The organism is Tissierella sp. (assembly GCF_052089545.1).
Classification (GTDB): Bacteria; Bacillota; Clostridia; order Tissierellales; family Tissierellaceae; genus Tissierella_A.
This window is the reverse complement of the sequence record NZ_JBQDAA010000089.1, coordinates 1-8,923: the sequence shown is the minus strand read 5'-3', so window position 1 is coordinate 8,923 and position 8,923 is coordinate 1. Positions and strand designations below refer to the sequence as shown.

The 8,923-nt window shown below is 29.3% G+C and carries 8 protein-coding genes and 1 other annotated feature; of the genes, 1 reads left to right on the top strand and 7 read right to left on the bottom strand.

Features of this window, described 5'->3' with window-relative positions; translation table 11 throughout:
* From aspS to ACTHW2_RS07635, 7 genes are all read right to left on the bottom strand, one after another.
* Positions 1 to 1,206: aspartate--tRNA ligase (gene aspS / locus ACTHW2_RS07665; RefSeq protein WP_442263360.1), on the bottom strand; the 1,206-nt coding region annotated here is incomplete at its 3' end.
* A gap of 46 nt (positions 1,207 to 1,252) precedes the next feature.
* Positions 1,253 to 1,503: a binding site (T-box leader), on the bottom strand.
* A 21-nt stretch (positions 1,504 to 1,524) separates the two neighbouring features.
* Positions 1,525 to 2,775, bottom strand: coding sequence for a sensor histidine kinase (locus tag ACTHW2_RS07660; RefSeq protein ID WP_442263359.1), 1,251 nt, complete (start codon positions 2,773 to 2,775; stop codon positions 1,525 to 1,527).
* Positions 2,775 to 3,464 (bottom strand): response regulator transcription factor, encoded by a 690-nt coding sequence (locus tag ACTHW2_RS07655; protein ID WP_442263358.1) that lies wholly within the window; start codon positions 3,462 to 3,464, stop codon positions 2,775 to 2,777. The genes ACTHW2_RS07660 and ACTHW2_RS07655 overlap by 1 nt, the downstream gene beginning before the upstream one ends.
* The gene (locus ACTHW2_RS07650) at positions 3,464 to 3,967 is read right to left on the bottom strand and encodes an ECF transporter S component (protein WP_442263357.1); all 504 of its coding nucleotides are present in this window, start codon (positions 3,965 to 3,967) and stop codon (positions 3,464 to 3,466) included. Before ACTHW2_RS07650 ends, ACTHW2_RS07655 begins: the two co-directional genes overlap by 1 nt.
* Entirely contained in the window at positions 3,964 to 4,965 is a 1,002-nt protein-coding gene (gene corA / locus ACTHW2_RS07645; protein WP_442263356.1) for a magnesium/cobalt transporter CorA, read from the bottom strand. The genes ACTHW2_RS07650 and corA overlap by 4 nt, the downstream gene beginning before the upstream one ends.
* A gap of 102 nt (positions 4,966 to 5,067) precedes the next feature.
* Positions 5,068 to 6,462, bottom strand: a complete 1,395-nt coding sequence (locus tag ACTHW2_RS07640; protein WP_442263355.1) for an MATE family efflux transporter — start codon at positions 6,460 to 6,462, stop codon at positions 5,068 to 5,070.
* A 138-nt stretch (positions 6,463 to 6,600) separates the two neighbouring features.
* Positions 6,601 to 8,538, bottom strand: a complete 1,938-nt coding sequence (locus ACTHW2_RS07635; protein ID WP_442263354.1) for a helix-turn-helix domain-containing protein — start codon at positions 8,536 to 8,538, stop codon at positions 6,601 to 6,603.
* A gap of 142 nt (positions 8,539 to 8,680) precedes the next feature.
* On the opposite strand from ACTHW2_RS07635, the gene ACTHW2_RS07630 reads away from it, so the two are divergent.
* Complete coding sequence (locus ACTHW2_RS07630) at positions 8,681 to 8,878, top strand: hypothetical protein (protein WP_442263353.1); 198 nt, start codon at positions 8,681 to 8,683, stop codon at positions 8,876 to 8,878.
* Positions 8,879 to 8,923 lie beyond the last annotated feature (45 nt).

Sequence of the window (8,923 nt, the reverse complement as noted above, 5' to 3'; positions counted from 1 at the left end):
TATTACATCTATAGTGTCTGCAGAAAATATTATCAAATCTCCTGCCTTTGCATCCATTTTTTTGAGTAACTCTTTCATAGTATCTTCACTAAAGTATTTTTTTAATATAGAACGTATTTCTCCATCATCATCTATTGCTATCCAAGCCATTCCTTTAGCTCCATAAGATATAGCCTTTTCTGTAAGTTCATCTATTTCATTTCTCGTAAAGGAGTTTCCACCCTTAACATTTATAGCCCTAACTGATCCTTTCTTTAAGGCATCTTTAAATACTTTAAATTCCGTATCTTTAAGAGTTTCACTTAAGTCTACTATCTCCATTCCAAATCTTATGTCCGGCTTATCACTTCCATAAAGATCCATTGCCTCTTGGTAAGTTATTCTTCTAAAGTCTTCTTTTATATTTATATCTAGGACATTTCTAAATACTTCTTTAAACATAGCTTCTAGATAGGTAAGTATTTCTTCTTGTGTTGAAAAAGAAAGCTCCATATCTACCTGGGTAAATTCAGACTGCCTATCTGAACGAAGGTCTTCATCTCTAAAACACTTTGCTACTTGATAGTATCTATCTACACCTGAAGTCATAAGTAGTTGCTTAAATATTTGTGGTGATTGAGGTAGGGCATAAAACTTTCCCTTATGAAGTCTACTTGGCACTAGATAGTCCCTTGCACCTTCTGGAGTTGATTTTGTAAGTATAGGAGTTTCAACTTCTAGAAACTCTTTTGATTCTAAAAAGCTTCTGATAGATTTTAAGGTATTGTGTCTTAAGACTAAATTATTATATAATGAAGGCTTTCTAAGGTCTAAATATCTATGTTTAAGTCTTAGTTCTTCTCTTATATTCTTTTTTTCTTCTATTTGAAAAGGCAGCGTTTTTGATTTCGAAAGAATTTCAATATCTATTGCCTTTAATTCTATAGTTCCGGTCGGAAGCTTTTCATTGTATGTTTCCATATCTCTTTTTCTTATATCACCTTTTACAGCTATTACATATTCATTTCTTATAGTTTCTACATCTTCAAATAGCTTTTCACCCAAATTTTCAAGATCACATACAACCTGAAGAATTCCAGTTTTATCTCTCAAATCTAAAAATATTATTCCACCCATATCTCTTATGTTTTGAACCCATCCCATAAAACATAAATTTTTATCTATATCCTTTTCTGTGACTCTAGCACAATATTGATCTCTTATCATAATATCTCCTCCTCTTTCAAACAATAAAAAAACCCTTCAATCCCTATAAAGGGACGAAAGGTTTAAGCTTCGCGGTACCACCCAATTTGATTATAAAATAATCCAAATCTCATTCGATACGGGCTAAAGGCCGATATCTACTGTTTTAACGCATCAGTTACGTCTCACCTACTTGAAGTTTTCTTTCAGATCGAAACTCATAGATGTTTTTCTTTTAAAGTATCAGTATCTGTTTTCCACTATCACAGACTCACTTTGACTTCTCCTTTAAATTACTCTTCTAATCTAAGTTTTTATGTAGTTTATATTAATATAACCTTACAACTTTAAAATATCTTTGTCAAGTCTTTTATTTAAAAATCTTATAATAAATTCCGTTCCTGTATTTTCTTTACTGGATACAGATATAGTCCCATCTTGCGCTTCCACTATTAGCTTTGAAAGATTCAAACCTATGCCTATACTTTCTGGTTTAACACTACTTGTACCCTTATAAAATCTATTAAATATATTTTTGAGTTCTTTTTCATCTATACCTTTCCCATTGTCTCTTATTTTTATACTGGTAAATAACGGCCCTTTTTCTAATTCTATAAAAAGCTTTCCTCTACCATGTTCTACTCCATTTTTTATTATATTTATTATAGCTTCCACAGTCCAGTCTAGGTCTCCTATAAATTTAGAATCAAAATCTCCCTTTATTTCTATCTGAGTATCCTTGATTAAAGGTTTTAAAGTATTTAAAGAAAGATCTACTACATCTTTTAAAAGAACGGTCTCTTCTTTAAATTCTATACTTCCAGCTTCAATCCTTGCTAACTTAAGAAGATTTAAAATAAGCCATTCCATCCTATTTAGTTGAGAAGCAGTCTTTTTTAAAAAATCTATTCGCATATCTTTTTCCATATATGGGTCCTTTAAAAGTATATCATTTAATATGATAAGGGATGAAAGGGGCGTTTTAAGCTGGTGGGATATATTGGAAATAGTATCCTTTAGATACACTTTTTCTGCCTGTAAGGTATGAAGACTATTTTTAAGTCTTCCTGACATCTGGTTAAATTGATGGTTTAATATATTAAAATCTCCCTCTCCTGCGTCTTCTAAATATAGACCAAAATCTCCATCCATAACCTTTTCTGATACTTTTGAAAGTTTATTAATTTTTTTGTATATTTTTTTATATTCAAAATAAATTAACAAGCTAAGTAAACTTAAAAACAAAACTATATATACAAGAAGATATACAAGCATTTTCTCTTTTAGCTTGCCCAACAAGGGCTGGGCACTAGAGCTTATATCCTTTTCATAGCCATAACTTTCTAGTATCTCTTGCCCATTTTTCATCTCTTCAGGGCTTGCCCCCTTGGTTACAGCCTTTACTATTTCTTCCTTGTCTTGGGGATATTTTTCTATAAGATTTCCAATTATCCCTGAGTCTCTTTTTATAATATTCTTATTTATATTGTTTATAAATATATTTAAAGCTACTGTTCCCAGTAAAAGAAAAACAAGTCCTAAAACCAAAGCTTTTATTATTATAGATCGTAATTCTTTATTTCTACCCATTAGCTTACAACTTCCATATCCCACATATAACCCACACCTCTTAAAGTTTTTATATATTTAGGCTGTGAAAAATCTTCTTCTATCTTTTCCCTTAGTCTTTTTATGTATACAGAAAGTGAATTATCATCTACAAAATCTCCTTCTGTATCCCACAGATTTTCAAGGATTTGAAGCCTTGAAAGAGCTATTTTGAAGTTTTTCATAAGTATTAAAAGCAGCTTATATTCTGATGCTGTTAAATTTATTTCCTCATCTTTTACAAAGACCTTATTTGACAGTAGATCTACCTTTATATCTCCAGATTGCAGGTTTTGACCTAATAAGGTTTTATTATATCTTCTAAGTACAGCTTTTATCCTAGATAAGAGCTCATTTATTCTAAAAGGCTTAGTAATATAATCATCTCCACCCATATCCAAGGCCATAACAATATTTACCTCTTCATCTTCAGCTGATAGAAAAATTATAGGAGTTGTCCTATTCTGTCTTATATATTTACAAAGCTCAAAACCATCACCATCTGGCAGTCCAATATCTAAAATTATAAGGTCAAACTTCTTGTCATCTATTATATTTTTGGCACTTTCTACTGTATTTACTTTATCTACCTTATATCCTTCCTTTTCCAAAGAATATACTATCCCGAGAGAAAGAGTAGTATCATCTTCTACTAAAAGTAAGTTTGTCACTAGATCTCCCCTCCTGTGAGTTTGGTTTTTTTCAAAGCCTTGAATACAAGTACAGAAACTGTAGCACCAAGAACGCCTTGTATTAAATTTGCCGGAACAGAAGCTATTGCTCCCTTAGCACCATATAAAAATATTTCAAATAAGTAATACCCAAACACCATAAATATTCCAGATATACTAGTAGCAAATATAGGGTATTTTTTACCTATACCTTTTTTTAACAAGCTTCCTGCTATAAAGCCCTCCAATCCCTTTATTAAAAAGCTTGCTGGAGCATATATGCCATATCCAAGAATCATATCTGCTAAAAATGAACCAAGTCCCCCAACTATAAAGGCCGACTTTTTATTCAATAACATAGCTGTTATAAATATAACCATATCTCCTAAGTTTACATATCCATTACCACCTACTATTGGTATGCTTATTATCGTTGTCATAAGTACTGTTATAGCTATAAGTATACTTAATTTTGTAATTGTTTTTGTGTCGATGTTTTTCATTCAAACCAACCTTTCTTTTTAAAAAATCTTAGCATATATATTGTTGTTATTATACTTATTATCCAAAAACTTGGATAACTATATTTCCAATACAATTCAGGCATATACCTAAAATTCATTCCATAAACTCCTGCTATAAATGTTAGTGGAATAAATATAGAAGAAAATACTGTCAATATCTTCATTACTTCATTTGTCTTGTTTCCTATACTAGAAAGATATATTTCAAGCATAGAAGATGCTATTTCCCTATATGTCTCATTTATTTCTATAATTTGAATTATATGATCATATATATCTCTAAAGTAGTAGATTGTATTGCCATTTATTATTTCATATTCATTTTTCGATAAGCTACTTACAGTATTTCTCATAGGCCAAAGTATATTTCTTATAGATATAAGATCTCTCTTCAATAGATATACCTTCTCAAGTAATTCTTTATCTGGATTTTCTAAAGTTTCATCTTGTAAATCGTCTAATCTATCTCCTAGGTCTTCCATTACTACAAAGTACTTATCTACTGTTATATCTAAAAGTGCATATAGTAAGTCATCTGGATTGTTTTTTCTAAGAGTACTTCCATCTCTTAGTCGACTTTTAATTCCATCAAAAATACCAGTATCCTTAAATCTAAATGATAAAAGTTTATCTTTATATAGCATAAAAGCAATCTGTTCTTCTTGCAATAGATCATCTTCTAATATAATGTTTTTTGCTATAATAAATAAGCTTTCCTCATAATCTTCTACCTTAGGTGTTTGTTCCATATCTAATAAGTCTTCTACTACAAGAGGATGAATAAAAAATTTATCACATATATCTTGTAATATTTTTTCATCGGAGAGCCCAACTACATCAAGCCATCTTACATTGCTTTCTTCCCTATCATTTAAGAATTCTTCCACTGAATTTATTTCTTTTTTTATAAGTTTATTTTTATCATATTTTGTATATATAAGTTTAGTGCTTTCTTTATCTATAGGTATATTTATCATAACTTCTCCTTTTGTAAAACATGTTCAATTTTATTATACACTAATTTATAACTTTTTGTTAATAAAAAAGAGTTCCTGTATTGTATAGGAACCCTTTTTATCTTAATATTTTAAACTCATATTTAATTGTTTTTCATTTTTGATTTGTTTTTCTATTCTTGTATTTAACTCTGCTCCTTCATTTCTTATAAGCATAAATGATGCTAGACTTGCTAATATATCTGATATTGGATAAGAAATCCATATCCCCATAGCACCTAGATCAAAGACCTTTACAAAAAATATGGAAAGTGGAATCATTATTACAAGTTGTCTTAAAGCTGAGACAAGTATTGAAACTCTAGCCTTTCCCATAGCCTGAAAGTAAAATATAGATACATAGTATATACTTATAAGAGGAAACATTGAAATTACTATCCTAAAAGCCTTAGCAGCCTCTTTGATTATTTCAGGATCATTTACAAAGAAGGATAATAATTCCTTGGTAAATATGAGACCAAATCCCCAAAGAACTGACGTTGTTAAGAATGCATAAAGTGTTGTCTTTTTCATAAGTGTTTTAAGTCTTTTATAGTTTTTAGCTCCTACATTATAGGATGCAATAGGCTGCATAGCCGAGGCTACACCCCACATTGTTATAAACAAAAACATATATAGCTTTGAAACAAGACCAAGAACTATTATTCCTGAATCTCCAGATGTTCCTTTTAATAGGTTGTTTAATACACCCATTACCACGCCATCTTCTATTTCTATTACAAAACCAGCCAGACCAACTAATAATATAGGCATTACAATATTTTTATTTACATTAAATTTTATAGCAAATTTATGCTTTTTAACTATCTTTAAATAATTATAAAAAGCATATGAAAATCCCGTTATTTGAGAGGTTAAGGTAGCTATAGCCGCCCCTTTTATCCCCATTTTAAAATGTACTATTAGGATATAATCTAATAATATATTAAGCCCTGCCCCTATAAGATTACTCCTTATAGAAACCTTATTATTTCCAAGTGTTATACATATATTTGATATAAGTATAGTTAAGCTTAAGAAAATACTACCAAATATTATTATTTCTAAATATTCAAGTGCCAGCGGAAGCATATTTTCACTTGCCCCTAAAAATACTAATATATTCTCCTTGAAAAGTGACACTAGGACTATTAAGCTTATCATAATTAAAAAGACAAGCGAAAATCCATTTTGAAATATCTCTTTTGATTTTTCTTTATCTTCTTCCCCATTTGCTCTTGAAAAAGCTGTTGATGTTCCGGTTGATATCATAACACTTAGTGCTATGATAAGTCTTTGTATTGGGAAGACTAATACTAAGGCCCCTATGGCAAGGCCACCTACATTTCTTCCTACGAATAGTGTATCTACCATATTATATAATTCTGCAATTAAAAAAGAAATTATGATTGGAATAGAAAATTTAATAAGAAGCTTTCCTATTTTTTCTTCTCCAAACATTTTACTACTTTTACCCATTGTACAACCTCCATTTTCTAATACTCTTATAATGATACCATAGTTTAGAGGGGGTTATAACTCATACTTTTAACTAGATTCAGGTACAATCTTAAGTTTTAAGAAATTTAATTATTTTTCCAAATCTTAAGATTGTCTTTATTTTTCATTTTCAGCAACTTTTAATCTAAAAAGTATGGCAGATTCTGGTTTAAGTTCAGTTAAAAAGTTAAATACTAAGGACTTTTTACCATAGTTAAAACTTATATCAGGATGAACATATTCTTTTAAAAGTTTACTATACTTATTTCCTATACGCTCTAGACTTCCCATAGCTTGCCACTTATCAAAGGATGAACCATAGTTTTTATTTAGGTTGAATTTAGTTATATGATAATCATCTTCCATATTATAAAGATTTATAGATATATTTTTAGTTTTGGATTCATGGGTAGAGTTAAAGAGAAGTATTTGATAGTCCTTATCTAGCTTTGTTACTATATAACCTTCTTCTCTATATATTATTTCATTACCAAGTAAAGACAGGAACATAACTGCATAATAAGACGGTTTATTTAAATAGTTCTTTGTATAAAGTCCGCTTCCTCCAAAGAATGTATCATTTGAAAGAACTGTATCCATACCTATCTCATCTATCATCTTTAAAACTATTCTTTTATCTTCATTTACATAGTTATTTATTATAATTGGGACCATTTCCATGGTGTCATATTTCTTATCTATGTCTTCTAAAAATGTTAGATTTAAATCTCCTAATGGAAAGTTTAGCCAAGTACTGGCATCCATTTGAAATATATTTGAAAAGTTTTCTATAAAATCTTCTATTATGTGTTCTTCCACCCCCCTCCTATCTATTATTGGAAATAACTTTAGTTCTAGTAGAAATCCTATTATATTTTCCACCCTAGTCCAATTAATAAATTTATTATTTTCCCCTATATATATATCCATATGGGAAGAAAAAAGTTTATTTACTAAGGCATATTTAAATCCTATTTGAGACTGTAGCTCTCTTAATATCTCTTTGTTTTCTTCTTCTAAGAGAAGGGATATATGACCCAAATCTATAATTTCAGGTCTTTTAAATGTACTTTTACTAGCCTTTTTTAAATCAATATCAATTTTTCTTATTCTATTATCATAATTATATCTTTCATATCCCTCTAAAAATCTTTTTAAATATGGAAGTGACTTTTCTAATGGAAAGTATTCTATCTCCTTAAGAGACTCTAATTTATTTCTATCTAGATTATGCTTTTTCCTATATTGTAATGGAGTTAATTTATAGTGAAGTTTAAAGTTCTTATTGAAGTATCTGACATGAGAAAAACCTACTTCATCTGATATCTCAGCTATAGATTTGTCTGTATCAAGTAGGAGTTTGGTAGATTCTTCAACCCTTATTTGATTTAGATATTCATTAAACCCAAGACCAAATGTATCTTTTATCTTATAAGATATGTATTGAGAACTTAAAAATTCTTTATCTGCTATATCTTTAAGACTTACCTTGTTCATATAATTATTACTTAAATACTTAACGATTCTATGGTATCTTTGAAGTTGTATTTCATCTTCTTCTAAGTTTTCACCTTCATAAAAAAGATAATGGAAATGATTTAATAGGTGATACATGGTTTGAAGAAGTGTCTCTTCTACTAAATCCTCAAAGCTATCTAATTTACTTATTGCTTCAAATAATATAATAGAAATATACCTCCTAAGTATTTGGTACTCTTCATTTTTCTGTACTCTTTTATTTGAAGAGTCAGTGTAAAAAAATGTTTCTTGGGCATCATCATAATATCTTTTAAAGAAGTTGGGATCTATATCTATAATTAAAACTAAATTGTCATCATTATCTGAACTTATCCAGGAAACTTCATTGGGATTTACTATTTCAATCTGCATAGATTCAAGTCTATACTCTTCACTCTCTATACCTACTTGGACTTCACCTTTTAATACAAATATTATCTCAAGTGAATCTTTCCAATGTATAGGGTAGTGTCCTATGCTTGCAAAGTATATGTTTATAGGCAAATCCTTTAAGTACTCTGTATGTTCTTTTCTCATGTTTTCTCCTTTAAAATTTTTCTTATATGTATTGTATTATATCTAAGAATAAAAACAAGACGAGTTACAATTTTTTATTGATATTCCTAATCTTATACGATAAACTAAGATTCACTAAATACAAAGTTAGGGAGGTTTTAAGGTGAATGAAATTACAGGGAAGTATGTACCAGAAGTAAAGTCTGTACTCAAATCTAGAATTATAGAAGTTCCCAAATCTATATATAAAGCAAGTGGAATAACAATACTAGGAACCCGAATAAAATCTTTAATATTTTCAACAGATGTAGCTGTTATAAAAAATAATAATGCGGGTTCTGTCATAGCTGTTTATCGGTAGATGTCAATATAGTTGACGCATTAATTTTAAATTAATTAATTATTT

Bases quoted from the DNA above. Each gene is read 5' to 3' on its own strand.
- ACTHW2_RS07660 (WP_442263359.1), bottom strand. From the start codon at position 2,775: ATGGGTAGAAATAAAGAATTACGATCTATAATAATAAAAGCTTTGGTT.
- ACTHW2_RS07650 (WP_442263357.1), bottom strand. From the start codon at position 3,967: ATGAAAAACATCGACACAAAAACAATTACAAAATTAAGTATACTTATA.
- corA (WP_442263356.1), bottom strand. From the start codon at position 4,965: ATGATAAATATACCTATAGATAAAGAAAGCACTAAACTTATATATACA.
- ACTHW2_RS07640 (WP_442263355.1), bottom strand. From the start codon at position 6,462: ATGGGTAAAAGTAGTAAAATGTTTGGAGAAGAAAAAATAGGAAAGCTT.
- ACTHW2_RS07635 (WP_442263354.1), bottom strand. From the start codon at position 8,538: ATGAGAAAAGAACATACAGAGTACTTAAAGGATTTGCCTATAAACATA.